Source organism: Roseibium sp. SCP15 (genome assembly GCF_040329435.1).
Lineage (GTDB): Bacteria > Pseudomonadota > Alphaproteobacteria > Rhizobiales > Stappiaceae > Roseibium.
Genome location: NZ_JBDZYI010000015.1, coordinates 1 through 304 on the forward strand (window position 1 = coordinate 1; position 304 = coordinate 304).

Annotated in this window: 1 pseudogene; it reads left to right on the plus strand. The window is 62.5% G+C overall.

Features of this window, described 5'->3' with window-relative positions:
- A pseudogene (locus ABLO27_RS27165) lies at positions 1-304 on the plus strand (hypothetical protein); the annotation flags it as partial.

The window sequence follows — 304 nt, forward strand, 5'->3', positions numbered from 1 at the left end:
CCATGGCGAGGACATCCTCAATGGCGGCGCCGGCAACGACCTGCTGATCTCACAGGCAGACGGACGCGAGGGTCCGGTCGCCCATGACCCGGACCGCGACGAAGGCGATCCATATAATGAACTGTCCGGCGGCAAACTCTATCCGGACCAGCCGATCCCGGCCGACGATGTCCTCACCGGAGGGTCCGGCGGTGACGTCTTCTACTTCCAGACCCTGATCAATGCCAAGGAACGCTTCCTGGAGGAACACACCCAGGATGACGGCACCATCAGATGGCATGGCGTGGCCGGTGAGAACGAGAAC